This window comes from Streptomyces sp. NBC_01089 (assembly GCF_045162975.1).
In the GTDB taxonomy this organism is placed as follows: domain Bacteria; phylum Actinomycetota; class Actinomycetes; order Streptomycetales; family Streptomycetaceae; genus Streptomyces.
Window position 1 is genome coordinate 5,932,261 of record NZ_CP108660.1, and the last position, 25,953, is coordinate 5,958,213.

The following is a 25,953-nucleotide window of genomic DNA, read 5'->3' on the forward strand; positions in this document are numbered from 1 at the left end:
TGCTTCTTGGAGGCCCGCAGGGGCAAGCGGGATGAAGACGGTGGCGATGGCAGCGATGGCGGCGCCCCACAGCAGTGCGTGGACGGCCGGCGCCAGGAGTCCTTAGCGTTCTGGCCCGCGCCTGCGCCCGCGCCTGCGCACGGCAGGCTTCGAGAAGAATCCCCGTCATGTGTGATCAGTCTGGGGACCCTCGTCGGCCCGGAAGGATGCCTCGTCGCGGCCCGTGCCGTCGGTGATCCACCACCGGTCCCCGCCGGTCAGGGCGAGTTCCGCGCGGCCGTCGCCGTCCCAGTCGTCGACAGCGGCGAGCGTGCCGTCGATCGGACCGTCGTCACCCCGTACGGAGCGCTTGGTGGCACGCCAGGGCTTCGACCCGAGTCCGTGCTCGGAGCCGCCCCGCAGTACCTCGATCCGCGCGTCCCCCGCTTCCTTCTTCCTGGTGAGCTGTACGGCCAGGTCGTCACAGCCGTCGCCGTTGAAGTCTCCGGCGGCGAGCCTGGTGCCGAAGCCCTCCTTGAAGTCGCCGCCATCCATGGTGACCCACTTCCCCGGCTCCTTCCCGTAACGGACGCTGACCTGGCCGCGCCGGTGGGGTGTGGCGTCCTCGTCGTAGCTGTTGACGAAGCTCCGGCCGGTGGCGACGTCCTGCCGTCCGTCGCCGTCGAAGTCGCCGAAGACGACGTTCTCGCCCGCCGGCAGCCGCTCGGGCTCCTTGCTCAGGCCGCCGGCGGTACGGGCTCCGCCGGTGAACAGCAGGGGCGGATCCCACGGGGAGTCGTAGAGCGCGAGATCGGTGGCTCGGTCGTCGTTCGCGTCCCCGGCGACCAGTACGGGTGACGCGCCCTCGTGGACCGGGCTGGGAATCGCCGCGATCCGGGCCGGGGCGCCGGACCGCTTGAACGGTCCCTTCACGACGACGAGTTCCTGGTCCTCGTTGGAGTCCCTGAAGACCGCGAGATCGGTGTGGCCGTCCCCGTCGAAGTCGCCGGCGATCGGCGCGGTGTGGTACCCGCTGCCCGGCAGTGGGATGCGCCCGTGCGGTCCGCCGGCCTGCGGGCCCTTGGCACCTCCCCACAGGACACTGGCTGCGCTGCTGACGACGAAATCGGCATGGCCGTCCTCATCCAGGTCGGCGACCGTGGGCCGCCACGGGTCGTCCGCCGTCTGGATGTCGTCCGGCACACCGAGGTCCTCGCGGGTGAGGAGGGTCGTGCGGTCGTGGTCCGGACCGTGCTCGGAGCCCGGCACGACGGTCACGTCGAAGTTCTCCGTGTCGGAGATCTCGTCCACCAGATCGGCGAAGCCGTCCCCGTCGACGTCGGAGGTCGCGGGCCGGTCCTCGCGCGCCGAATCGGACGGCCGGCAGGGGCTGTTGGGCACCGGGCGCGCGCCGCCGGACGGGAGGAGGACGAGAAAGGCCACCACCGTCACCACTACGAGGGAGACCAGCACGGCGTGCCATATGCGCAGGTGGCGGAAGAACGGGCCGCCGGCTGTCGGGAAGTGCATCAGCCCACTCCAGGGGCGTGGGGGCGGCCTGCACAAGGAAGCAGATCATTTCGTTACGGGGGTGATGCACGACGGAGGTGATGCATGACGGGGGTGATGCGCGACGCCCGGCGGTAATAACGGGGGCAGGGCCGTGCCCATCCCCTACGTAACCTCCTCGCGCTCGGTGGCTTCACGCCCCGCTGCAGTCCACGGCACGCTCAAGCCGGCCCACCGCTGCGCGAGCGAGGGTGTTTTCACCCCGCGCCGAAGCCGCTGCTCTCCCCCTGCGGCGAAGTGCTAGTTCTGCGGGTGGCCGAGCCAGCGGGTCGCGGCCTGCTGGAACGCTTCGGCGTCGGCGTGATCATCTGCCCACGCCACGATGCCGTCCGGCCGGACGAACAGGGCAGCGAATCCCAGGTCGTTGCGTACCGGCCCGCCCGCGTAGTGGATGCGGCCCGCCCAGCTCTTGGCCACGGTCCGCAGCGCGCGGTCGCGGCTGAAATCGAGGAGCACGCCCTGGCCCTGGCGCAGCAGGTCGCCGAGGCTGGTGCCGTCGGTGAAGCGGAAGTCGGGGCCGCTGCGGCCGACGAGTGGCTGTTCGCTGCCCAGGTCGTAGCGGTGGAACAGTCCCGAGGTCTGCCGGTACACGTGGGTGGCCCCGTCGGGCGTACTCATCAGGTCGAGGACCAGCTTGCGCAGGGCGGGGGCGTTGGGGCCCGGCTTCATGGTGGCGACCTGGGCGCGGGACCAGTCGAGAATGGCGGCGCCGACAGGGTGGCGCTCATCGGTGTAGGTGTCGAGGAGGCCATCGGGTGCGGTGTTGTGCACGGTGGCGGAGAGCTTCCAGCCGAGGTTGACGGCGTCGCCGATGCCGAGGTTGAGGCCCTGGCCGCCGAGCGGTGAGTGGATGTGCGCGGCGTCACCCGCGAGGAGAACGCGGCCCTTCTTGTAGCTGGTCACCTGCATGGCTCGATCGGTGAAGCTGGAGGCCAGCCGGACGTCGGTCAGCGTCACGTCGGTGCCGGAGACGCGGCGCAGGACCGCCTGGAGGTGCTCGCGGGTCAGCGGCCGGGAGCGGTCGAAGGTCCCGGCGTCGAAGTCGTTCATACCCAGGTGGCCCTCGAAGGGCGTGCGCAGGTACATGCCGGTCGGCGTCAGATTGAAGCCGAGGGGCAGTTGCTGGGGGTCGGCGAAGGTGACCTCGGCGACGTAGCCGGTGAACAGCGGCTCGGTGCCCACGAAGTCGAAGCCCACGAGCTCGCGCACCGCGCTGCGCCCGCCGTCGCAGCCCACCAGCCAGCGTCCCCGGTACTCCTGGCCGCCGGCGGTGGCGGTGACGCCGTCGTCGTCCTGGACCACGGCGGTGACGGGAACACCCCGGATGAACTCCACGCCGAGCGAGGCGGCCCGTCGGGCCAGCACCACCGAGACGGCTTCCAGGCTCGTCATGAACCCTTCCATCGCCGGGCCGGGCAGCCGGAACGGCAGAGCGGACGCGTCGATGGCGCCCGCGTCCAGGCCCATGCCCGCGAAGTGGGACACGTCGCGCGGGGCGGGTGCCTCACTCGCGTCGGGGTCCGCGCCGACCTCCTTCCTGTCGGCGCCGGAGGCGTCCATCACCGCTTCGAGCAGGCCGCGGCGGTGGAACGTCTCGGCCGAGCCGGCGTTCAGGCCCCGCATCCCGAGCGGGAGCGCCTTGAGCGGCGAGGTGAGGTCCTGCTCCCGTTCGAGTACGAGTACCGAGCAGCCGGACAGGGCCAGTTCGCCGGCCAGGAACAGGCCGACCGGGCCGCCGCCCACGATTACTACGTCGTGCATGAGAGATTTCCCTTCGAGGAAGCCCAGTTGGCAGCCCGGCCGGGTGGGACGGGTCAGCGCAGGTGAGCGAGGCCGTCGAGGACGACGGCGATGCCGGTGAGGAACTGCTCGCGGTCGTCGTGCTCTCCTACCTGGCCGAGGATGGCGTGCATGAACGGATAGGACTCGGCGTCGAGGTCCTGCCAGGCCTGCGAGGTCGCGTCGAAGAACTCCTCGCGGTCCGTTTCGAGGTCGATTCCCGACGCGTCTCCCTCGATGCGGGCGTTCTGGCTGACCGCGCCGAGGATGTAGTGCACGAGCGTCGAGGCCGCGTCGAACCAGCGGGCCTGCGGGACACCCAGGGCGCCCACCTGCCGTCCGAGCCTTTCGAAGATCCCCACCGTCACGGGGCCGGCGGGGTTGCGGATGATCTGGAGGGTCAACCGCGTGGCGAGCCAGTGGTGTTCGGCGATGGCATCGAACAAGGCCAGTGCGACAACGCGGATCTCGTCCTCGGGCGTGGCCCCGGCGCGCGCGGGCCTGGTCGCCAGAGCCGCGGTGATGACGGTTTCCGTCGCCGTGTCCAGCAGCTCGTCCCGGTTGCCGACGTGGTAATAGACCGCCCCCGACCCGGTGGCCAGGCGCTCGGTCAGCGCCCGGACGGTCAGGGCGCCCTCGCCACCTGTATCGAGCAGGTCGATCGCGGTGCCGATGATCTGCTCCCGGGAGAGCACCTGGTTACGCCGCTGTGTCCGGCGTGCTCGTGTTGGCATGTCCCAAATATGACACGTTTGGAGCGCTGCACCAAATAAGTCGGCGGACCGAGCTGACGGGGCGCGGTGCCGGCGCGCGGCTCGCGCACAGGTGGCATTCTCTGGCCGACTGACCGACTGTCGTCCGACCTCCCGCGAGCCGTCGCCCAGCAGCGTTCCGTCCGGCGGGAGTTCGGTGACGTCCCGCAGTCTGAAGGTGTGCGCCGAGGCGGGGCGGGCATCAGGAGGGGAGAGTGACGGGACGGGAGCCGCCCGCTCTCCGGCCGGAGCCGGCCACCGCCCGTTCCCTGGTCGGCTCAGCCCACCGGCCTACGCCCCGTCCTGGCCTACGCCCCGTCCTGGCCTACGCCCCCGGCAGGGGATCATCGGGCGCATCCCAGATCGTGGACAAGGTCGAAGACCGCTGTCGCCGGAATACGGCGAAAAGCGCTTCGCGAATCGGTCACAACCGGGCAAGCCCATTGGCCGCGCTGGGACATGGCCGGATGAGGCCTCCAAGACCCCTTCGCCTGGCCGAAAACGACTGCAAGCATTCACATGTGCCGAGCCGGGCAGCGGTTTGCACATCGAACAGTCGGGCTCGCAACTTCCATTCTGTCCATGATTCGTACGGGGGATATACGAATGAGCAGCTTTCGCACGGCTCTGAAACCTGTTGTTGCGCTTCTTCTGGCGGCGGCACCTGCGGCTTCAGCCGGGTTCTCTGTTCAGGTGCATGAAGACGCTGCGTCGAGCGTCCACGCAGTTGTCCGCCAGGTCGCGGGTGAGCAGCCGGACGACCTCATCTGGGGGTGACCTCAAGCGTCCCCACCGACCGAAGACGGCGGAATTCGCTGACGGTATAGGATTAAAGGTTGAATTCTGTGAAGACGTTTCTGCCGGACGGCATGGAGAAACGGGAAGCCGACCGCGACGGAACCCACGAGGCTTCGTCGGCCGAGGCTTTCTGGGGTCGCATGACACTCACCGCGCCCGGCGGCGCTGCCCCCGAGCGGCAGACCGCACCACCAGGCATCGATGCGGCGCTGCGGCTGCTCGACGCTGCTTGGGGCGGCGCCCGCGAAGGTGCTCCGGCAGCGCCCTCCGCGGGTGCCCTCCACCCGTACGAATGCCTGGTGGCTGTCGGAGAGGAGGAAAGCGCGGCGGTGTACGCCGCGGACCCGCTGCGCCGTTCGTGCTCCCTGCTCAGCAGGGGCCGCCCGGTTGCCTGGGCTCTCGACAAGTCGGGCATCGCGGTTCCCGGAGGAGGGGCGCTGCTGATCGTGGTGGCGCGGCCCTGGCTTTCGATGCGCAAGTACGGGGACCGCGGCTACGTGTACACCCAGCTCGACACCGCACACTTTGCGATGCATCTGCTCAGCCTCACGCCCGACCGGGACGACCAGGCCGCACTGCGGGTCCGGTTGGACACCGCCCCGCTGGCCGAGCTCCTCGACCTGGACCGGCGGTGCCGGTTCATCCACTCCGTCATCTCGCTGGGGTGCCGGACTCGGCCGTCGGCGGAATCGTGTCCGGGAGCCCCCGCCGATGGAGTCCCCGTCGACTCCGCGGAGTGGGTCTTCGCCGAGCGCCAGGCCGGGAACTCGGCGCCGTCTTGGGGGGGTCCCGTCACCTGGTTGGAGGCCGCCTGCTGGGCATCGGTCAAACGCCGCGCCGAACCGAACCACGAAACGGCGCTGCCCGCCACACCGGGGCCCCTGACGCCCGCCGCCGGCCTGGTGGCGAACCCGCGATCCGCCTTGGCCTCCGGGGCGAGGCTGGCCGAGCTGGCCCTGCGGCGGGAGTCCGCCAAGAAGTTCGTTCCCGGCGCTCTGGCGGCGGAGGATGTCTGGGCCGCTCTGGGAGCCCTCCACACAGAACTGCGCACTGATGTGCCGGACGAGACCTCCGTCCAGGCCACGCTGATGGTCCGGCATGTCGAGGGGCTGGAGCCCGGCAGCGTGCACCTGACACGGGGCATGCCGGCGGCGCAGCTGCCGTCGACCCCGGCGACGGTGTCCGACGAGGAGCTGGTGGAGGTCTGCATGGGCCAGGCCCATCTGCGTCACGCCGCGGCCCTGGTGCTGCTGCACACCTCGCGCCGCGATCTGCTGGGCGATCCGATCGGGGGCATCGATCGGGCGTTGTTCCGGGCCGGGGTGCTGGGGCACCTGCTCTATCTGGGCGCGACGGACGCGCACATCGGAATTACCGCGATCGGTGGATTCGACTCCCGGCGCTGGCGTGAACTGGCGGGGCTGCCCGTGGATCACGAAGTTCTTTACATTCTGGTTCTCGGTAATTCCGGTTCTGCGAGCCAGAAGTTGGACCGGTTGAATATTGCCTATGCGCACAATGAAGGGTAGAGAAGGTGCTCGGCGAACTCTTCACCGCAACGTTGCGCCGCCACGCGGATCGTGTGGCAGTCGCTGACTCTCTGACGTCCGTCACGTATACGCAACTGGACGGTCGAGCCCGCGTCGCGGAGGAGGCTGTCCGGCCGTTCGGTGCGGAAAGGGGGACCCATGTAGGCATCAGAGCCAGTAATTCCGTCAGTTATGTGACGGTGTACTGTGCGCTGCTCCGTGCGGGATGTGTCCCCTTTCTGATCGACGCGTCACTCGGCAGCTCCGAGATTTCGATGATCATAAAGGACTGCGCTCTCGAACTGATCCTGACGGACGGTGATCTGGACCTGCCGGACGGCGAGGCGATCCGCGTGGGGAGCGTCGAGCATCTGCAGGTTCACCGCCTGATACGTACTACTCCCCGGCCGGAACTCCTCGACAGCACCGCGGTGTGCCGGTTCACGTCCGGGTCCACCGGGCGACCCACCTGCATCGAGTTTTCGGCGACCGCGGTGGAGAACGCGGCCCGTAACTGGGCAGAGGGAACAGGTCTGGGTGCCGACGACGGGATCGCCTGCTTCGCCGCGCTGTCCAATGGCCTGGCCTTCAACACCTCACTGCTTGCCGCCTTTCTCGTCGGCGCCCGATTGCACCTCAGCCAGGGCCTGCCCACGGCCGGACGGGTCCGAAGGCTCGTCGATGACACCGGCGCCACCCGGCTTGTCGCGTTTCCCGCTCTGTACGAATCCGTGGCCCGCCACCGCGGGAGCGGGCCCGACGCCGGCGCCGACCTGGCGCGGGCCTTCCGAAGGGTGAAGGTGGCGATCTCCTCCGCGGCCCCGCTGAGGCCCGAGATCCGTGCCCGGTTCACCGAACTGACCGGAGTACCGGTGAGTGACTACTACGGCACTGCGGAGACGGGACCGCTCACCTACTCGGTGACTGACCGTACCGGCGGTGCGCTCGGTGAGCCGTTGCCGGGCGTGCAGGTGAGAGCGGGAACCTCGGCGGACGCACCAGGGCCGATCACGGTACGCAGCGCATCCATGGGCTCCCGGTATCTCAACGAGAACGATCAGTTCGCCGCGCGGATCGACGCGGACGGCTTCTACCGCACGGGCGACAGCGGCTATCTGGGAGAACACGGCCTCGTGCTGGTCGGCCGGACCAACCGGATGATCAATGTCGCCGGAAGGAAGATCGATCCCCTTGAAGTAGCCGCTGTCCTGCAGGAGTTCCCCGGCGTGCGGGACGCGTTCGTGCTCGAAGCGCCCGACCGGCGGGGAGATCCGGCGCTGGCTGCGGTTTTCGTCGGCGATGCGGGAGTGACCAGCGCCGATCTCCGACACCACGTGGCCGCACGGCTGGCTCGCTACAAGGTTCCAGCGCTGCTTCGGGCCGTGCCCGCCGTACCTCGCGGATCCACCGGAAAGCCCTCCCTGACCGGGGTCCTGGACCTGCTCGCACACAAGGAAAGTGCTCACTGATGACTTCTGCCACTGATCTGCGAAGCCGGCTGATTCGGATCGTCATCGAATCGGCCGACGGTGAACTGACCAACGGCGACCTTGCCAAAGCCGATTACTCGCTTCTCGCGCTCAACTACTCATCGCTCTCGTACATGCGGCTGATCGATGCGGTGGAGAACGACTTGGGTGTCTATCTCGATCCCGAGGCGGACACCGACCGCTTCGCGACCGTTGACGGAATCCTCGGCCTGATAGCGGACAGCGGAGGCGTCACGGCATGACTGACGATGCAGTTCGCTGCGTCGGAGTGGTGGGACTGGGCCGCCTGGGCCGGGCCGTGGTGCAGGCGGGGCGCGACCAGGGCCTGCGGATGGTCACGATCGGACGCTGGGGGGAATGGCCCCTGGGCGCCCGCGGCCCTTCTGTCGTGGTCGACGCGAGCTCTCCGAGCGCGCAGCCCGCCCTGCTCGACTACTGCAAGCGGCAGGGCAGCGCTCTGGTGGAGTGCGTATCCAGCCTCGATGCCCGGCAGTGGGAGGCGTTGCGGGCCCTGGCCGACGAGGTGCCCGTCATCCGGGCGACCAACCTTTCCATGGGCCACCATCTGCAGGGTGAGGCGGTGCGCCTCATCGGGAAGCTCCTGGGCGCAGCTCAGCAGGTACTGCCCGAGGCCGCGGTGTGGGAGCGCCACCCTGCGATGAAGGCACACCGTCCGAGTGCTTCGGCGCTCCATCTCGCGGACATCTGGCGCGAAACGACCGGACACGAGACCGAGTCCATCGACTCACAGCGGGCCGGCATGCCGGTCAGCGACCACGAAGTGCTCCTCACCTGGCAGGCCGAGAGTCTCACCGTGCGCCACTCGGTCGGGTCGCTGGCCGCGGCGGCATCCGGCGCCCTCGCCGCGGTCCGCTGGGCCGACGGCCGTGCTCCGGGGCTGACTGACATACGAACTGTCTTTGACGAAATTATCGGAAGGGTCTAGGAGCGCAGCCATGCCAGAGCCGAGTACCTCTCAGCCGCATTCACGTCTGCGGGCGCAGATTGCGCTCGGCGCGCGGATGCTCTCGCTGGACGGGCACGACGACTTCAATCAGGGGCAGATATCCGCGCGGCTGCCCGGCAGCGACACCTTCTGCATCAAGAGCGCGCTCTGCGGATTCGACGAGATGACCCCCGGTGACACGGTGCTCGCCGCGGTCGACGACACGCTGCCGGCGCCCCGCGAAGCCCCGCCCGAACTGCCCCTGCACCAGGCGATATACCAGCGGCGTCCGGACGTCAACGCGATCGTCCACAGCCACGCCCCGTACACCCTGGTCTTCGGTGCCACCGATCTCGACCTGCGCCCCGTGTCGCACGACGGTGCCTACTTCGTGGAACGCCTGGGCCTGTTCACCGAGACGAGCAACACCGTCCTCGACATCGAGACCGGAGACCGAATCGCCAAGGCGCTCGGCGACGGGCACGGCGCGCTGATGCGCAACCACGGTGGTGTGGTGACCGGCAAGAGCGTGCGGCATGCCTCGGTGTTCGCACAGGTGCTGGAGAGAGCCTGCAGACTGCAACTCCTGGCACAGGGCAGCGGTGTTTCCTACCATCACAGCAGCGAGCGGGACGTTGCGCTCAAGCAGGACTTCATCTATGCGGACCTGTCTGTGCGCTCCTACTGGGACTACGCGGTGCGACGGGTCAACCGGGTGTGGCCCGAGTCGTCGTCCTGGTTGTCGTCATGATCCGACCCTCGCCGGTCCACCGACGGGCGACGGCATGTGCGGGCCGGGCACGGCAGGATCGCGACGACATCCTGATCGTGGTGGCGGAGCGCGGCCACGGCCCCCGGCCGGATCGGCATCTCACCCCTCAGGACCACGCCGAGGCGCACCGGCTGCCGGTGCTGCGGGCCACGGAATTTCTGGAGGGACGCACTCTGCTCCGCTGGGTGCTGGGGCAGGCCGTGGGGCTCGACGAGAACGTCACCGTTGTCAGGCGCCCGGGCGGCAAACCCGAACTCGCCGAGGCCCCATGGCTCGGCATCAGCGTCTCCCACACCCGGAAACTGTTCGCCGTCGCCCTTGCGCGGGGACGTGCTGTGGGGCTCGACGTGGAACCACCGGTCTGCCCGGGCCCGGGACTGATCCGGCGTTGTTGCGGCCCGGACGACCGCGGACGGATGGACACGCTGAGCCCGTCGCAGCGGGCCAGGGCGTTCGGGGTGATCTGGACCGTACAGGAGTCCTGCCTCAAGGCCACGGGAGACGGAGTGCGGGGCAGACCGGGGAGAGTTCCCGTGACAGTGGGCCAACGCCAGGGGCGTTGGGCCGGTTACGTCTGGCGCAGCCTCCCGCGTCTCGTCGGCGAGGCGGCGGCCGTGGCGGTCTCCGCGGCCCCTTCGCCGCCCCGGCGGATCCGGATCGTGCCCCTCCCTGGTGGCGTACGCGCCGAACGGGCCTTCTCGTTCGGGCCCCTGCGCCCGGTGCGACGGCATGACATGGGCGGACACGAACCCATGAACCAACATGGAGGATGCGATGACTGACCCTGCGACGGCCACGACGGCTCCGGCGACTGCGCTGGCGATCACCCGAGTGCCGCGTACGCCGTTGATGCCGGTCTCCTTCATGCAGCAGGAACGGCTGGAGACCGGGCGGGACACCCAACTGGTGAACAACAAGATCGCGGTCGGGGTGCGCTTCGACGGGCCTCTCGACATCGGTCTGCTGGAGAAGTGTGTCTCGTTCGTGGGCTCGCGTCACGAGTCGCTGCGGACGACGTTCCCCGTGACGGACGAGGGCTATGTTCTGCGGATCGGCGCCGATACCGGCGTAGCGCTGCGGGTCTTCACCGCACGGGGCGCCACGCGGGAGCTCAGGCTCGCCGACGCCCTGCGCGTCCTGTCCGATGACGCTTGCCGTGATTACGACCTGTCGGCGGGCCCGCTGTTCCGGGCGGCGGTCGCACGGGTCGACGAGAACGTCCACGTGCTCTGTCTGGCCATGGACCACATCATCATCGACGCCTGGTCCGTTCGCGTCATGATCGACGACATGCTGGCCGCGTACACGGCCCATGCCGCCGGCCGCGAGCCGGATCTGCCCGCGTTGCCCGTGCAGTTTCCCGACTATGTGGCATGGGAGCGGGGGTATTTGGGCGGGCCCGCGCTCGACCGCCTGGTGGGCTACTGGCGGAAGCAGCTCGACGGAATCGACGCGATCCCTTCCTCCGGGCTGGTGGACCCGGCCATGGCCGGTGGATCGGGCCGTCCGCCGAGGCTGGTCAAGCTGGCACGGCCACTCGGTCATCAACTCGCCGCTGATATCAAGGGGTTGGCGCAGTCCGAGGGTACGAGCGTGACCGGGGTGGTGTCGGCGGCGGTCAAGGCCACCATGTGGAAGCACCGGCGTACGACCATGGGTGATGAGCAGGCGGGAGACGTCGCCACCTTCGGTTCGCTGGCGAATCGAGCGCGGCCCGAGACCCAGCGCCTGGTCGGATATCTGTCGACCGTGACCACGCTCCGTACGGTATTCAGAGGCGAGAACACCTTCCGTGAGGTGGTTGCGCTCGATGCCCGGACGCTCTGGAATGCCTTGCGGCACCAGCGGATTCCGCACTCCTTGATCATGAAGGAAATCGGCTCCCCCCTTTATGGGGCGCGCTATCGGGACCCGAAGGCCATGCCGTCCTACATGAACTTCGACTTCGACCTCCTGGAGACCACCCAGGAACCGTTGAGGCCCCCGCCGGGTCTCGCTGCTCGCGTGGTGACCATTCCCAATCCGGAAGTTCCCCGCGGCGGTCTGCGCATCATCGGGTACCAGATGGACGGCGGAATGACTCTGGAACTCCGCTATCGCGACGACCGGTTCTCGGCCGGCTGGGCCGCGGGCTTCATGGGTGATCTGCACCGTCTGCTCGCGCAGGTGAGTGAGGACCCCGAGACCAAGCTGAACAAGATCTTCTGACGTTTTTCTGAAGCCTCTACGTGATCAGCCCGAATTCGTGGCGACGTATACGGCATCTGATGACCCTGTATCTCCCTTGCCTGAATGGAATGGGCGGCACCCGTGTACACATTGGCAGCCATTGACCTGGACGGGACACTCCTTGCCTCGGATCTGACGCTCTCGGAGCGCAGCCGTGCGGCACTGGACACCGCGAGAGAAGCGGGCATCGAAACAGTCTTTGTCACCGCTCGGCACTTGGCCGCGCTCGATCACTACCCGAATCTCGGACTCGTGGGTGAGGCGGTGTGCTGTCTGGGCGCGGCTGTGTACCGCTTTCCTCCGGGGAAGCTGACCTGGAGCAGCTCCATAGCCCCCGATACGGTGGCGGCGGTCGCGACGCGCATCAAACGCGACTTCCCTGATCTTCAGCTCGCCTGGGCCCTGGAAAGCGGACCACTCGGCTACGAGACGGGCTACACGCAGCCGTTGCTGCTCGGTGAGTCATATTTCGGCAGCCCCGACGCCGTCGAAGAGCCCGTACTCAAACTCTTCGCCACGGGCCCCCGGCTCGGATCCGAGTTCCCGGATTTCCTCCGCGACACGCTCGCCGGGCAGGTGGATATCGCACACTTCGGCCCTGGGTTCGTCGACCTGGTCGCACCCGGCGTCAACAAGGTGGACACCCTGCGCCGGCTCTGCGAGCGCCGCGGGATCTCCCAGGAGGAGGTCGTGGCCTTCGGTGACTCGCCCGCCGACATCGACATGATGCGGTGGGCGGGGCACGGGGTCGTCATGGCGAACGCGTCGGCCGACCTGTACGAGCACGCCGACGAGGTCGCCAGGAGCTGTGACGAGGACGGGGTTGCCGTTGTCCTCGAACGGATGGCTGCCGCCCGTGTGAGCTGACTCGATAGTCCTGTCCTAATCCCGGGAGAGACACCTCGTGCGTGTGCACCGATTCTTGCCGACCGATGACGCCAGACAGCTTCTGGATCTGGCCACCGATATTGCCGATGCCGAACTGGCTCCTCGTGCAGCCGAATTCGAGGAGCGTGCGGAGTATCCGCGTGACCTCCTCAGGACCCTGGGGAGGGCCGGCCTTCTCGGGCTTCCCTATCCGGAGGAGTACGGAGGTGGCGGGCAGTCCCTGGAGGTCTATCTGAACGTTCTTGAGGTTCTCGCCTCGCGCTGGCTCTGTGTGGCCCAGTCCGTTCACATCCACACCCTCGCATGTCACCCCGTGTACTCGACCGGCAGCGATGTCCAGCGCAGGGAGCTGCTGCCGGACATGCTGGGCGGGGAGCTCCTCGGCGCGAACTGCATCTCCGAGCCCGGGGCCGGTTCCGACGTGGCCGCCATGACGACGAGGGCGGTCGTGGATGACGGTCATTATGTGGTGGACGGCATCAAGGCCTGGGTGTCCCATGCGGGCGTCGCGGACTTCTACAACGTCTACTGCCGTACCGGCGGCTCAGGACCCTCGGGTATTTCGTGCCTTCTTGCTTCGGCCGACACCCCGGGAATCCAGCCGCAGGCGCCCGAACGCAAGATGGGTATCTCGGCCTCGCCCACGGCACAGGTGGTATTCGATGGCGCGTCCATTCCCCGTGACCGGCTGATCGGCCGGCCGGGGCGCGGATTCCTTGTGGCGATGCGCGCCATGGACATCGGCCGCCTCGGGATCGGGGCGTGTGCGGTCGGGCTCGGTCAAGCCGCCCTGGACTATGCGATCGAATATGCAAAGAAGCGCGAGCAGTTCGGCAATTCGATCATCTCGTTCCAGGGAATTGGGTTCCTCCTCGCGGACATGGCCACGCAGGTGGCTGCCGCCCGTGCACTGGTCCTCTCGGCGGCGCGTCTGGGGGATGCCGGGGAGCGTTTCTCGACGGAGGCAGCGAAAGCGAAGCTCTTTGCCACCGATATGGCTATGCGCGTGACGACGGATGCTGTCCAGGTGCTCGGCGGCTACGGATATTCGAGGGACTTTCCTGTCGAGCGCTGGATGCGTGAGGCGAAGCTGCTGCAGATCGTCGAGGGAACGAATCAGATTCAGCGCGTCGTCATAGCGCGCTCGATGTCCTGATTCGCTCCCGGATTCCGCTCGTCCATGGGCCCTGATTCACATGAAGGACCGAATCTGCATATCCGTGCGACTGGGTGCGGAGAATGGAGCCACACATGCTCATCCTGGGCATCACCAACAATGACCTCGCGGGCGCCTGTCTGGTGCGCGACGGTGAGGTGCTCGCGGCAGTGAGCGAAGAGAGATTTTCCCGTGTCAAGGACGACAAGGTGTGGCCTCAGCGGGCGATCGACTTCGTCTTGAAGGAAGGCGGAGTATCCCTTCATGATGTCGATCGCGTCGCTTACGGGTGGTGCGCCGGTTTCGACGCGGACAGGCATCTCCTCCTGTATGTGGACCGTGTCGCCGAAGAAGCGCTGCGACGGCCCGATGGGCTGCCGCACCTGCGCAAGCGGATTTCCGACGAGATGCAGAACGACAAGCCGAAGCGGGCTGAGTTCGACGAGTTCCTGCGGGCGGAGGGACTCACCTCCAAGGCTGTCTACGTGGACCACCACGAGGCGCATGGCCTGGGCGCCTTCGTCTGCTCGCCCTTCGACGAGGCGCTTGTGGTGACGTGCGACGGCCGGGGCGACTACCAGTCCCTCACGGTCTCGCACTGCACGCCGGACGGGGAGCAGGTGTTGCAGCGCGAGACGTCCATCGACAGCATCGGATACTTCTACGGGCGGATCACCAAGCTTCTCGGTTTCCGTCCCAACCGGCACGAGGGGAAGATCACGGGTCTCGCGGCCTCCGGGGATCCCGAGCCCGCGATGGCGCTGATGCGGCGCATGATCGACTTCAAGGACGGCGCTGTCCGCGCGAACTGCGGCGACGACTACCAGCCCTCGTACAACGGTTACGCGCAGGTGCTGCTCGACGAGATAGCCCGCCACGAGCCGGCCGATGTCGCCGCCGCGGCCCAGGCGCATGTGGAAAACCTGCTGTGTGCGGTGGTCGCCCAGCACATCGGGGCCGTTCCGAGCGGTCATGTGTGCTTGTCCGGCGGAGTATTCGCCAACGTGAAGCTGAATCAGCGAATTCGCGAGGTGGCCGGCGTCGAGAATGTCTATGTGCTGCCCCCCATGGGCGACGGTGGACTTCCCTTGCACGCGGCAGTGGTAGCCGAGTACCACGAGACTGGTATCAGGCACCGGGTTCCCACCATGGCGCTCGGGCCGGACGCCGCTCTTTCCGAGGGCCGCCTTCTGGAGATCCTCAAGGACTACCCGGGCATTACGCACCAGCGTGTGGACGACGGAATTCAGGATCGACTCGTGGAGTCACTGGCAGCCCATGATGTGGTGGGGACGTACAGGGGGCGTATGGAATTCGGTCCGCGCGCCCTGGGGAGGCGCAGCATTATCTGCGCGACGGACGACGTCACCATGAACGATTGGCTGAACAAGCGCATGGGACGAACGGAATTCATGCCCTTCGCGCCCATCACGGCGGAGGAACTGGCGGAGGAGTGCTACGTGGGCTGGCGCCCCGATCATGCCGCCGCCTTGTTCATGACCATGACGTACGAGTGCGTGCCCGGCTTCAAGGAGCGTTGCCCCGCAGTGGTGCATGTCGACGGCACGGCCCGCCCGCAGATCGTCCGCAAGCAGGACGACGCCTTCCTCAACGAACTGCTGCTGGCCTGGCACCGGCACACCGGCCAGGCGGCCCTGGTGAACACGTCCTTCAACAAGCACGAAGAGCCCATTGTTGCTTCGATCGAAGATGCCCTTATTCCGCTTATTGAGGGTGTTGTCGATGTTCTGCTTGTCGACGACACCTTCCTCCTTCGGCGGGCGGAAGGCGTCGGCTCGCGATCCTGACATAAGGGTTGTTCCGTTACCCGGTGGATCCTGCTGGGGCAGGTATGCAGTAGCCGATGCAGTCTGTTTCATGCCGATTTGCCACGAGCGCAGATGCCTCGTTCATGGGCAAGGTGAATGCGGATCGAGCGGTGCCGCTGTCACGGGGCAAGCATTGGCATTCCCTCCTCCGGGCGCCGTCCCAGCGCTATTAGATCTTGTCAGCGGTCGAATCTCTGGTGTAGACCTTCTCTCCGTCTGTCAGAGTGGGACCGGTAGGCATGCGCCCGGGGGGGATGGCAGTGTCGAAGAACGTCGAGCGGGACGTCACGCAGTATCTGTACGGCCTCGCGTTGAACGAAGATTCGTGGGTCCCTGAGGAGGTGGCCCGAAGATTCAGCGTAAGACCGGAGCGAATCCGCGAGATTGCCCTGTCCATGGAGGAACTGGGGCTGATCAGTTCCGCCGGGGGTGCATACCGGGTGGCCGGCGCCACGCCGGAGGCGCTCATTGCGCGCATCGTGGATGAGGAACGTGAATCGCTTCTGCGAAGAGTGCGAGAGAACGAGGCGTTTTCCTCCCGGATGAACATGATGGCCACGACACTGTACGAACTGTTCAGGGAGAAGCAGTCCGCGGCAGGTACGACGGTCGTCACCGGGAGGGAGCGTGTCTCGGAGGTGCTTGAGGAAGTCACGTCTTTCGCCTCACGAGAGATCATCTCCATGCACCCGGGAAGCACGCCGTCCCGTCAGATGCTCCAGGAGGGAATGCGGCGCAACCGTCAAGTCCTGGACCAGGGAGTGTCCATGACCTGTATTCACCTGCTCTCGATGCACCGGGTGCCGTATGCCGACCGGCACCTGAAGGAGCTCCAGGATGCGGGGGTGCGGTTGCGTTTGATGCCCACTCTGCCCTTTCGCATGATCATTGTCGACTCGTCCGTAGCGATGGTTCCAGCTCCCGATGATCCGACCTCGATGGCGCTGCTCATCGTGCGTGATCCTCACACCGTCAGGCTCTTGCTGCAGCTCTTCAACTTCTGTTGGGTCTCGGCCGTACCCAGGACTGACACCCCGTGCGAAGAGTCGTCCGTCGGTGAACTCAGCACCCAGCAACAGGCCGTTCTGCGGCTGTTGGCCACCGGCCGGACGGATGAGGGGATCTCCAGGGAGCTAGGTATTTCGACTCGCACGCTGCGCAGGGTGATGGCTGACCTGATGAGCCGCCTCGGAGTGACGAGCCGGTTCGAGGCAGGGGTCGAGTCACAGATGCGCGGCTTGCTCAACTGACGGCACCACCCGGCCGGTAGGGGTGGGGCCGCCGACCCTTCGGCTCCGTACGCTGCCGGATTCGCTCCACCGTGGCCGGCAGTACGCGGACACGTCAGGACCAGCTCCGCGGCCGGGTCTCTCGCGCCGCCCGTCCTTTCGACTCAACCGATTCAGGACCCTAGGAGAACCATGCCGGAAGCGGCCGAAACCACGGACCCGCCGCAGGACATGCACGCAGGAGTGCAGCGGCGAACCGTCCGCACCCTTGTGGTCGCGGAGGTCATCAGCGGGAGTGGGATAGCTACCGGAGCCTCGGTCACGAGCCTCCTGGCGGAGAAACTCGGCGGCAGCGCGACGCTGGCCGGCCTGGCCAACACCGCGACCACACTGGGCGGCGCGTTCGCCGCAGCCGGGATCGCGGCCATCACCCACGTGCACGGCAGGCGACTCGGTCTGTCCACCGGGTATCTGGCTGCCGCGATCGGCTCCGCACTCTGCATCGTGGCAGCGGTGACGCGGAGTTTCCCGCTCTTCCTGTTCGGTATGCTGCTGTACGGCGCGGCCGGAGCCAGTGGGCTCCAGGCACGTTTTGCGGCTGCCGACCTTGCTACGCCGCGCAGCCGGGGCAAGGCGATGTCCCTGGTGCTGTCCACGACCGTGGTGGGCGCGATCGTGGGGCCCAATCTGACCGGGCCGGGAGCATCCCTGGCCCAGAGCTTCGGCCTGCCCGCGCTGTCCGGGACATACCTGTTCGCGCTCGCCGGTTTCGGTCTGGCCTTCGCGGCCGTCACGGTGTGGCTGCGACCCGACCCCCTCCTCCTGGCGCGCGCCCAGGTCAAGGATTCCGGTTCCGGTGAACGGGAGAAGTCCCCGCCACTGCGCGACATGCTGCGCGCGCTGGGCGACAACGGCCCGGCCAAGCTGGCGATCCTTTCCATCGTGTCGGCCCACATCGTGATGATCGCCCTGATGACGATGACGGGCATCCACATGCATCACTCCGGCACGGGCCTCGGCATCATCGGCATGGTCCTGAGCTTCCACTTCGTGGGCATGTTCGGCTTCTCCACTGTCTTCGGCTGGGCCGTCGACCGGTTCGGTACGCGCAGACTGCTGCTCGGCGGCATGGGGACCATGCTGCTGTCCCTGTGGATATCCGGAACCGCCGACGGCCGCGGCACCGTACAACTCGCGGTGGGGCTGGCCCTGTTGGGGCTCGGCTGGTCGGCGGTCCTCGTCGCTGCCTCGGTTCTGCTGTCGGAGAGCGTTGCCGTCGACGAACGCCCCGCCGCCCAGGGCCTCTCGGACATGGCCATGAACTTCGCCGCCGCCGGGGGCGCCGCGGTCTCCGGCATCATCCTGGATCACCTGGGATTCGGAGCGCTGGCGGCGATTGCGGCAGCGATGCTGATGCTGCCGCTGCTGGCACTGCCCGCGTTGCGCGGGCGCACCTCCCGTTCCTCGGCGGACGGCGCTTCGTAGGGCGTTTCTTCCGGGCCATGTGGCTGACCAGATGAAGATGGCGGCGAGGTGGCAGGGTGCTGGTGGGCACGGACGATGGTGGAGTCGACCGCGACGACCCGGTCGAGGTCGCTTTCCGCGTCGGCCTGGGTGCGGGTGCCGAACGGGGGATTGATGGCTGCGCAGTCGGCCTCGGAGGTGGCGAGAGTGGGCGAGGGCAGGCCGGGGCGGGCGGGGCGGGCTTCATGTGGTGCCTGCTGCCCGGCGCTTCCTGCTGGTGTGGGTGCGGTCGGTGGTCCAGGCGAGTGCGGCGATGACGGGGAAGGCTGCCGCGGTGAGGGTGACCGCATGCCAGTTGCTCAAGTGGTACGCAAGGGTGCCGAGTTGGGAGCCGATGGCGCCGCCGATGAAGAAGGTGGCGATGTAGACGCTGGTGATCCGGGCACGGGCGTCTGCGTCGAGTTGGTAGATGGTGTGCTGTCCGAAGATCAGGGAGCACTGCACGGCGCAGTCCAGGAGGACTGCTGCGGCGGCGAGGACGAGGATCTGGTGGGCGGCCAGGCCGGCCCAGATGAGGGTGGCGGAGGCGAGCAGGCAGGTCACGGGGGTGAGCCGGTGGGCGAGCCCTCGGTCGGCGAGGCGGCCCGCGAGAGGGGCGACGAGCGCGCCGGCGGCGCCGACGAGGGCGAACAGGCCGACCTGCAGCTGGGAGTAGTTGTACGGCGCGGTGGTCAGGACGTAGGAGATGGTCGTCCAGAACGCGCTGAAGGCGGCGAACATGCAGGCGTGGTAGAGGGACCGGCGGCGCAGCCGCGGGTGTACGCGGATCAGGCGGGCCATGGAACGCAGCAGCGCGGTGTAGGAGTCGGTGCTGGTGGGGGCCCGGTGGGGCAGCGCGCGGCGCAGGACAAGGGCCAGGACCGCCATCAGGACGGCCGAGACCAGGTAGACGGTGCGCCAGCCTGCGACGTCCGCGAGCAGGCTGCCGATGGTGCGGGAGAGCAGGATCCCGGCGAGCAGTCCGCTCATGACCTTGCCCACCACGGCGCCCCGCAGGTGGTCGGGGGCGAGGTCGGCGGCGTAGGGGACGAGGACCTGTGCGACGACGGAGGTGGCGCCCGCGACGAGCGCGGCGACGAGCAGGACGGTGAAGGTGGGGGCGAGGCCGCCGGCGGCCATGGCCAGGGCCGTGACGGTGAGCAGGACGGAGACCAGACGGGAGTTCTCGATACGGTCGCCGAGGGGGACCAGGAACACCATCCCGGCGGCGTAGCCGAGCTGGGTCAGGGTGATCAGCAGGCCGGCGGTCGAGTCCTGGAGCTGGAAGGACCGGCGCAGCAACTCCAGGAGCGGCTGGGCGTAGTAGAGGTTGGCCACGGTCAGCCCGCAGGACGTGGCCAGCAGTACGACCAGCCAGCCGGGCAGTGCTTTCTCTCGGGCGTTTGCGTCCGGTGTGGCACGGGCGGTTATGGGCACGGGCATGGTCTGTCTCCGGATACGGGCGTGGGGAGGGGCGGAAGCCGAGTCGACTCCACAGATCTGCCTGCCCAGGACCCGTGCCTGGTCTGAAACGGATCCCCGATCGCTGGAGCGAGCGGCCGGCCGGTCTGGAATCAGGACCGCATTGAACTTTGGTTCAATATAGAACCCGGCGAGTACAGTGTCAAACATGAAGAACTCGGGCGACCCGCTGCCGCAGGGGATCGAAATCGGTGCACTGTCCAGGATCATCCGGCACCACTTCGCCGAACGGATCGAGCAGGTCATCCACCCTCTGGGGCTCACCCTCGGGCAGTGGACGGTGCTGCGGGAGCTGAAGCGGACACCCGGCGCCTCCGCTTCGGAGCTCGCGCGCGCCGCGGTCCACACGCCGCAGGCCGTCAGCCGTCTCGTCCGGACCCTGCAGGAGGAGGGGCTGGTGGAGCGCTCCCCGGCCCGGGGCCGGGTGGTGGACAACCATCTGACGGCCAAGGGGCACCAGGTGGTGGATGAGACCTTCATCCGGATCGAGGCCCAACTGGCCCCGGTACTGGAGAAGTTCGGCAGGGACAACGCCGAGGAGTTCCGCCGTCTGTCTCATCTCCTCATCAAGGCCCTGGAAGACCCGGCCTGAGCCGGATGCGCGGGGTCCAGGGGCGGCGCGCCGCCACCGCACGCCGGCCCCCGGGAGCCACGGCCATACCACTGGGGTGCGCCCCGGCGCCCGGCGCCCGGCGCCCGTCGACCTGAGCCCGCGTCAACCCCCGGGAAAGCTTGGGCAACCGCCATCAACAGGTACTGGCCGGTCCCGCAAGAGCGCCCATCTCTTCGCCCACGACATCCAGGGCCGTACGCGACCGTCTGATCCGGTGGGGTCCGGGAAACCCGCGTCCGATGTCTTCCCCGAGCGTGCTGCGCTTGCCTTCGAGGCCACTCGAAGGTGTTGGCTGGGGGAGAGACACCGCGAGGTGCTGACCGTACGGATGACGAGTTTCCTTGAGGAGCACACCATGACGCAGAAGATCTGGTTCATCACCGGCGCCTCACGCGGCTTCGGCAGGGAGTGGGCCGTCGCCGCCCTCGAACGCGGCGATTCGGTGGCCGCGACCGCGCGTGACCTCTCCACGCTGGCCGACCTGCGCGAGAAGTACGGAGAACGACTGCTGCCCCTGCGTCTCGACGTGACGGACCGTGACGCCGATTTCGCCGCCGTGCAGCAGGCGCACGAGCAGTTCGGGCGCCTCGACGTGGTGGTCAACAACGCCGGTTACGGCCACTTCGGCATGATCGAAGAGCTCACCGAGGCCGAGGCACGCGCGCAGTTGGAGACCAACCTGTTCGGCGCCCTGTGGATCACGCAGGCGGCGCTGCCGTTCCTGCGTGAGCAGGGCAGCGGCCACATTCTCCAGGTCTCCTCCATCGGCGGCGTCAGCGCCTTCCCGCTGGTGGGGATCTACCACGCGTCGAAGTGGGCGCTCGAAGGCATGAGCCAGGCGCTGGCCCAGGAAGTGGCGCCGTTCGGCATCAAGGTCACGCTGATCGAGCCCGGCGGGTTCGCCACCGACTGGGCGGGTTCCTCGTCGAGCACGTCCGAGCCGTTGCCCGCGTACGCCGACTTCCACAAGGAGGTACAGGAGCAGCGCCGCAAGCGCGTCGGCACGCCGGGCGACCCGACCGCGTCCGCCGCGGCCGTGCTGGAGATCGTCGACGCCGACGAGCCGCCGCTGCGCTGCTTCTTCGGCTCCGCGCCGCTGGGCATCGCCAAGGCCGACTACGAGCAGCGGCTCGCCGGATGGGAGAAGTGGCAGTCCGTGGCGGAGCGGGCGCAGGGCTGAGCCGGCAGGCGGAGCGGGCGGCCGTACGGCCTTACGGCTGAGGCCCGGACCGGTGCGTACGGCCGGCTCCGCCCGATGCCTCCGCCCGACGCCTCCGCCCGACGCCTCCGCCCGACGGCCTTCCGCTACGGAGGCCAGTCATCGCTCACGCCCCGAGTCATGGTGAGGGAGGAGCATGGTGAGGGGGGAGGGAGGCTCACGAATCCCGTTGCGGCCCGGAGTGAGCGGCCCAGAGGCGATCCGCAGCCCGGCCCCCGGCCCCGGCGTCCCCGGCCTCCGGCCCCCGGTCCCCGGTCCCCGGTCCCCGGCCTCCGGTCCCCGGCCCCCGGCCTCCGGCCCCCGGCCCCCGGTCCCCGGCCTCCGGCCCCGGCGCCCCCGCCCCCGGCCCGAGGCATTCCGGCTCAGCGCACCGTGATGACCAGCTTGCCCGTGGTGCGGCCCGTCTCTCCCTGGGTGTGGGCCCTGGCGCCTTCGGCGAGGGGGAAGGTGCCGGAGACATGGGCGCGGAGCCTGCCTCGGTCGACCAGTTCGGCGATGGCGCGCATCCCGGCCTGGTCGTGCTCGACGAGCAGGGTGACGGCGCGGACCTGACCGTCACCCCCGGGCACGGCCCGGAGGTGCTGGCCGACGCGGACACCGTGGTCATCCCTCCGTACGCGATCTCCCGGGCCTCTGCCGCGGCGCCGGACCCGCAGGCGCTCGCCGCTCTTGCCCGTGTCCGCCCCGGCACCCGCCTGGTGTCCATCTGCACCGGCGCCTTCCTGCTGGCCGCCGCCGGGCTCCTGGACGGGCGCCGGGCCACCACCCACTGGGCGCTGACCGACCACTTCCAGGAGCTGTTCCCCCGGGTCGAGCTCGACGCCGGTGTGCTCTTCGTCGACCACGGTGACGTACTGACCTCGGCGGGGGCGGCGAGCGGCGTCGACGTCTGCCTGCATCTGGTGCGTCAGGACCACGGCAGCGAGGTGGCCAACCACGTCGCCCGCTGCTGCGTCGTGCCGCCGTACCGGGACGGCGGGCAGGCGCAGTACATCGAGCGGCCTCTGCCGCCGGCCGGCGGAACCGGCACCGGGCCGACCCGCGAATGGGCGCTCCAGCGGCTGGAACTGCCCCTGCCGCTCGACGAGTTGGCCGCACACGCGGCCATGAGCACCCGTACGTTCGCCCGGCGCTTCCGGGAGGAGACCGGTCTGAGCCCCGGCCGCTGGCTGACCCAGCAGCGGCTGCGCCAGGCGCGGCACCTGCTGGAGTCCAGCGACCTGCCGGTGGAACGGGTCGCCCACGAGGTCGGCTTCGCCACCGCCACCTCGCTGCGGCGGCACCTCGCGGCGGAGGCGGGAGTCGCCCCGTCGGCGTACCGGCGTACGTTCCGGGCCTCGGGCCCGGCCGCGGGCTGCGCCGACGGGGCATCAGCACCTGGGGACTGAAGGGGGCGGGCCCGCTCGACGGCCTGCCGCTGCCCCGGCTGCCCCGCTGCCCCTGCTGCTGCCGCGCTGCCGCCGCTTCCGCCTCCGCCTTTGCCCGACCGGTTCGTTCAGAGTTCGCCGGGAACGGCGAACCGGTAGAACACGCCGCCGACCGGCTGGATGCCCATGAGCAGCCAGACCGCGTTCTCGAAGTCGCGGGCCCGTGACAGGTCCCCGACGCGCACCGGGTCGTAGCCCGCGTCGCGGATGAGACGCTCGGTGATGTCGACGGCTCCCTCGTCGGCGACGTACCAGTTGCCCGGCCGCACGCGCTGCTTGTGCACTTCGCCGAACAGGGCCGCGAAGTTCATGTTGAAGCTCTTGGCCACCGGGGCGTGGGTGAAGGACTTCACCTCATCGGCGTACGACGGAAAGCCGCCCTGGCGTGCGGGCATGATGTTGGTCGCGTCGATCGCGATCTTCCCTTCGATGCCGGTCACCTTGCTCAGGGCTTCCGAGATCTTCGCGCCGGGTACCGCGACCAGGACCGCGTCCGCGTCCGATGCGTCCCCGCCGTTACGGCCGAGTTCTCCGACCTCGTGGCCCGCGGCCCGCCACAGGCCCGCCAGTCCTCCGCCGATCATTCCTCGTCCGACCGTGACGATCTTCATGGGGTGTCCTCTCTCAATTGAACGCTGATGTATGCCTGTTGAAGAATGCGGATGACGCTCTATGCGCGGGACGTGTGCGACGCGTGCGACGCGTGCGACGCGTGCGACGCGTGTGATGCGTGTGATGCACGGCTGACGGCCACGGAGTTCCTGACGGCGTCCAGACCGGCGGCGTACGAGACAACGGGCTCGTAGCCGAGCTCGGCCACGGCCTTGTCCGTCCGCAGGGTGCACTGCTGCCCCAGGAACCATCGAGCGGGAACGGGGACCTCGCGGGCGGCTGTCCCGGCGTCCAGGTCGGGGACCGGAACATCGACGCCGTAGATCTCGAACTGGGTCTCCAGGAACTCGCGCAGGGTGACGCGGTGCCGGTCGGTCACGAAGTACGCCTGACCTGCTCGGCCGCGCTGCCATCCGAGCATGAGCCCCTCGACGGCGTTCTCGACGAACGTGATGTCGGTGGTGTGCCGGCCTCCGCCGATCCAGGCGAACTGCCCCGACTCCGCCGCCGCCACCAAGCCTTCGACCAGGAAGCTCTCGGGCCCCCAGACGAGCCTCGGCCGAATCGAAACCGTGGCGAAGTCCGGGGCGTTGGCGTCGAGCACGATCTTCTCGGCCACGGCCTTCACCGCGCTGTAGGCGGCTTCCGAGTCGGGCCGCAGCGGCGCGGTCTCGTCGACGTCCACGAGCGGGGCGCCCGCGAGGAGAGCGGCTTCGCTTCCGCAGTGGACGAACCGTGGGACCCGCGCGTGCCGGGCCGCGTCGACGGCTGCCTGGGTGCCGCGGACCGTCACACGCGTATGGCGCTCACGGTCAGCGGCGATATCCGTCTCGGCGGCGAGGTGGAAGACCACATCACTGCCCGTCACCTCGTCCTGCCACGTGGCCGGGTCGGTCAACTCGCCCCGTACGGGCTCCGCGCCCAGCGCCGAGATCTTCGCGGCCGATGCCTCACTCCGGACGAGAACGCTCACCGAGTGCCCCTCAGCGAGGAGCCGGCGTACCAGCACCCGGCCGATGAAACCCGAGCCGCCGGTGACGAATGCCTGTGCCATGGAGTCTCTCCTTCGCTCTGTGTGATGTGCCCCCTCGCCTGCCTTGTGCAAGAAGGGGTCGTGGAGGAGAGCAATCAGCGACCCGGAGGGCTTCCCTCGAAGACACTCATGCTTCGAAGGTCTGCGATAAAATTCATGGATGGCTTCTCTGCGGGCACTGGAGTGCCTTGTCGCGGTCGCGGACTCGGGATCGATCACGCAGGCCGCACTGCTGCTGCATTCGTCCCAGCCCGCTGTCTCCCATCAGCTCGCCTCGCTGGAACGCGAGACCCGAACGCCCCTGCTGCGCCGCGAGCCCCGGGGGGTCAAGCTCACTCCCGCGGGGCGGGCCGCCGTAGCGGATGCCAGACGGGCGATCGAAGCGGCCGCCTCGGCGGTACGGTCGGCGCGTGCGGTGGGTCAAGTAGCCGGAGGAGTCCTGAGGTTGGCCTGTGCGCAGAGCCTCACGGTGCCGCTGCTCGCCGCGGTGATCCGGCAGTGGCACCGCCGCTACCCGGAGGTCGCGATCACGCTGCGCGAGTCCACCGCGATGGACGAGGCGCTGGGTCTCGTCGAATCCGACGAGGTCGATGTGGCGGTGCTGACCACCCCGTCGGCCGGCCGCTTCACGGTCACCGCCGTCGCCGAGGAGGAGATCGTGCTGGCGGCACCGGCCGGCCACCCGCTGGCTGAGCGGTCAGCCGTACGCCTTGCTGACCTCGATGGTGTGCCGCTCGTTCACTTCGCACCGGACAACGGCCTCGGCGCCTGGCTCGACCAGTCCTTCGCCCGCGCGGGAGTCCAGCCGGAGACGGTGATGAGGACATCGGTGACCGCGGCGGCACCACAGCTCGCGGCTGCCGGTCTGGGGATCGCCGTGTGCCCCGTGAGCGCGGTCAGCCACGGCTTCACGGGAGCGGTGCGATCGTTCTCTCCGCGGTGGGTCAGGGAGCTGGCGGCGGTGACGTCCGCGGAACCGGATCCGCTCGTCGCACGGTTCATCGGCGATCTGCGCGGTCACGGGGTGCGGGTGCCGCGCGGTGTGCGGACACAGCTCGCACCGGACGCAACTCGCACCGGACGGGCCTCGGACCGGGACGCCATGACCGGGCCGTGAGA

General features: G+C 68.6%; 22 protein-coding genes and 1 pseudogene. 16 read left to right on the forward strand and 7 right to left on the reverse strand.

Features of this window, described 5'->3' with window-relative positions:
* Positions 1-165: 165 nt before the first annotated feature.
* The 3 genes from OG510_RS26640 to OG510_RS26650 form a co-directional block, all read right to left on the reverse strand.
* On the reverse strand, positions 166-1,509 hold the full coding sequence (locus OG510_RS26640; protein ID WP_406140101.1) for an FG-GAP and VCBS repeat-containing protein: 1,344 nt from the start codon (positions 1,507-1,509) through the stop codon (positions 166-168).
* A gap of 279 nt (positions 1,510-1,788) precedes the next feature.
* A complete protein-coding gene (locus OG510_RS26645; RefSeq protein WP_406140103.1) occupies positions 1,789-3,309 on the reverse strand; it encodes an FAD-dependent oxidoreductase in 1,521 nt (506 codons plus the stop codon).
* 53 nt (positions 3,310-3,362) lie between these two features.
* A complete protein-coding gene (locus tag OG510_RS26650; RefSeq protein ID WP_406140105.1) occupies positions 3,363-4,061 on the reverse strand; it encodes a TetR/AcrR family transcriptional regulator in 699 nt (232 codons plus the stop codon).
* Between the two features lie 863 nt (positions 4,062-4,924).
* Here OG510_RS26650 and OG510_RS26655 point away from each other — a divergent pair.
* From OG510_RS26655 to OG510_RS26710, 12 genes are all read left to right on the forward strand, one after another.
* Positions 4,925-6,406, forward strand: a complete 1,482-nt coding sequence (locus OG510_RS26655) for a nitroreductase family protein (RefSeq protein ID WP_406142571.1) — start codon at positions 4,925-4,927, stop codon at positions 6,404-6,406.
* A 5-nt stretch (positions 6,407-6,411) separates the two neighbouring features.
* Complete coding sequence (locus tag OG510_RS26660) at positions 6,412-7,875, forward strand: class I adenylate-forming enzyme family protein (protein ID WP_406140107.1); 1,464 nt, start codon at positions 6,412-6,414, stop codon at positions 7,873-7,875.
* Positions 7,875-8,138: a hypothetical protein gene (locus OG510_RS26665; RefSeq protein WP_406140109.1), complete on the forward strand. Its 264-nt coding sequence runs from the start codon at positions 7,875-7,877 to the stop codon at positions 8,136-8,138. Before OG510_RS26660 ends, OG510_RS26665 begins: the two co-directional genes overlap by 1 nt.
* Complete coding sequence (locus tag OG510_RS26670) at positions 8,135-8,842, forward strand: dihydrodipicolinate reductase C-terminal domain-containing protein (protein WP_406140111.1); 708 nt, start codon at positions 8,135-8,137, stop codon at positions 8,840-8,842. Before OG510_RS26665 ends, OG510_RS26670 begins: the two co-directional genes overlap by 4 nt.
* 10 nt (positions 8,843-8,852) lie before the next feature.
* A complete protein-coding gene (locus OG510_RS26675; protein WP_406140113.1) occupies positions 8,853-9,593 on the forward strand; it encodes a class II aldolase/adducin family protein in 741 nt (246 codons plus the stop codon).
* A complete protein-coding gene (locus OG510_RS26680; RefSeq protein WP_406140114.1) occupies positions 9,590-10,396 on the forward strand; it encodes a 4'-phosphopantetheinyl transferase family protein in 807 nt (268 codons plus the stop codon). The genes OG510_RS26675 and OG510_RS26680 overlap by 4 nt, the downstream gene beginning before the upstream one ends.
* Entirely contained in the window at positions 10,389-11,822 is a 1,434-nt protein-coding gene (locus OG510_RS26685) for a condensation domain-containing protein (RefSeq protein WP_406140116.1), read from the forward strand. Before OG510_RS26680 ends, OG510_RS26685 begins: the two co-directional genes overlap by 8 nt.
* Before the next feature lie 111 nt (positions 11,823-11,933).
* A complete protein-coding gene (locus OG510_RS26690) occupies positions 11,934-12,710 on the forward strand; it encodes an HAD family hydrolase (protein WP_406140118.1) in 777 nt (258 codons plus the stop codon).
* 55 nt (positions 12,711-12,765) lie between these two features.
* On the forward strand, positions 12,766-13,887 hold the full coding sequence (locus OG510_RS26695) for an acyl-CoA dehydrogenase family protein (RefSeq protein ID WP_406140120.1): 1,122 nt from the start codon (positions 12,766-12,768) through the stop codon (positions 13,885-13,887).
* 95 nt (positions 13,888-13,982) lie between these two features.
* Complete coding sequence (locus OG510_RS26700) at positions 13,983-15,695, forward strand: carbamoyltransferase C-terminal domain-containing protein (RefSeq protein ID WP_406140121.1); 1,713 nt, start codon at positions 13,983-13,985, stop codon at positions 15,693-15,695.
* A gap of 281 nt (positions 15,696-15,976) precedes the next feature.
* A complete protein-coding gene (locus OG510_RS26705; RefSeq protein WP_406140123.1) occupies positions 15,977-16,966 on the forward strand; it encodes a LuxR C-terminal-related transcriptional regulator in 990 nt (329 codons plus the stop codon).
* A gap of 171 nt (positions 16,967-17,137) precedes the next feature.
* Positions 17,138-18,430: an MFS transporter gene (locus tag OG510_RS26710; protein ID WP_406140124.1), complete on the forward strand. Its 1,293-nt coding sequence runs from the start codon at positions 17,138-17,140 to the stop codon at positions 18,428-18,430.
* Positions 18,431-18,652: 222 nt separating this feature from the next.
* Here OG510_RS26710 and OG510_RS26715 read toward each other — a convergent pair whose 3' ends face one another.
* The gene (locus tag OG510_RS26715) at positions 18,653-19,891 is read right to left on the reverse strand and encodes an MFS transporter (protein WP_406140126.1); all 1,239 of its coding nucleotides are present in this window, start codon (positions 19,889-19,891) and stop codon (positions 18,653-18,655) included.
* Between the two features lie 187 nt (positions 19,892-20,078).
* Between OG510_RS26715 and OG510_RS26720 the strand changes: the two genes are divergently transcribed.
* Positions 20,079-20,522 carry a MarR family winged helix-turn-helix transcriptional regulator gene (locus tag OG510_RS26720; RefSeq protein WP_406140128.1) on the forward strand — a complete coding sequence of 148 codons (444 nt, stop codon included), beginning with the start codon at positions 20,079-20,081 and terminating at the stop codon, positions 20,520-20,522.
* A gap of 376 nt (positions 20,523-20,898) precedes the next feature.
* The gene (locus tag OG510_RS26725) at positions 20,899-21,723 is read left to right on the forward strand and encodes an SDR family oxidoreductase (protein WP_406140129.1); all 825 of its coding nucleotides are present in this window, start codon (positions 20,899-20,901) and stop codon (positions 21,721-21,723) included.
* Positions 21,724-22,124: 401 nt separating this feature from the next.
* Here the strand turns inward: OG510_RS26725 and OG510_RS26730 are convergent.
* Positions 22,125-22,310: pseudogene (locus tag OG510_RS26730) on the reverse strand (zinc-binding dehydrogenase); the annotation flags it as partial.
* Between OG510_RS26730 and OG510_RS26735 the strand changes: the two are divergent.
* Positions 22,221-23,150: a GlxA family transcriptional regulator gene (locus tag OG510_RS26735; RefSeq protein ID WP_406140131.1), complete on the forward strand. Its 930-nt coding sequence runs from the start codon at positions 22,221-22,223 to the stop codon at positions 23,148-23,150. The pseudogene OG510_RS26730 and the gene OG510_RS26735 sit on opposite strands and share 90 nt — an antisense overlap.
* Before the next feature lie 107 nt (positions 23,151-23,257).
* Here the strand turns inward: OG510_RS26735 and OG510_RS26740 are convergent, their stop codons facing one another.
* Both OG510_RS26740 and OG510_RS26745 read right to left on the reverse strand, forming a co-directional pair.
* On the reverse strand, positions 23,258-23,800 hold the full coding sequence (locus OG510_RS26740) for an NADPH-dependent F420 reductase (RefSeq protein WP_406140132.1): 543 nt from the start codon (positions 23,798-23,800) through the stop codon (positions 23,258-23,260).
* A gap of 59 nt (positions 23,801-23,859) precedes the next feature.
* Positions 23,860-24,855 carry an NAD-dependent epimerase/dehydratase family protein gene (locus tag OG510_RS26745; RefSeq protein ID WP_406140134.1) on the reverse strand — a complete coding sequence of 332 codons (996 nt, stop codon included), beginning with the start codon at positions 24,853-24,855 and terminating at the stop codon, positions 23,860-23,862.
* Between the two features lie 139 nt (positions 24,856-24,994).
* On the opposite strand from OG510_RS26745, the gene OG510_RS26750 reads away from it, so the two are divergent.
* Positions 24,995-25,951 carry a LysR substrate-binding domain-containing protein gene (locus tag OG510_RS26750; RefSeq protein ID WP_406140135.1) on the forward strand — a complete coding sequence of 319 codons (957 nt, stop codon included), beginning with the start codon at positions 24,995-24,997 and terminating at the stop codon, positions 25,949-25,951.
* Positions 25,952-25,953: the final 2 nt, after the last annotated feature.